The following is a 273-nucleotide window of genomic DNA, read 5'->3' as shown; positions in this document are numbered from 1 at the left end:
ACTGTCACAGATGCAGTTGTGTTTTAGACACTGCCAAGGACACTGTGGCATGAATCGTACTCATCTCGTCCACCGCAAAACTGGTAGCAGTTACCTTTTCCGTTCCTACATTCCTTCAGATTTACAACCACAGTTTCAAAGAAAACAGTTTCAGTTATCTTTGCGTTGTGGTATCCTGACTTTATCTAAGTTTTTTGCCTCCAATCTCAATTCGGTGACTCAGTCTATCTACAGTTCCATCCGAGACAATCCTGATATGAACAAACTAACTGC

It is taken from the genome of Candidatus Krumholzibacteriia bacterium, assembly GCA_030748535.1.
Classification (GTDB): Bacteria; Krumholzibacteriota; Krumholzibacteriia; order JACNKJ01; family JACNKJ01; genus JASMLU01.
The sequence above is the reverse complement of the archived record's forward strand: the minus strand, read 5'-3'. Positions refer to the sequence as shown.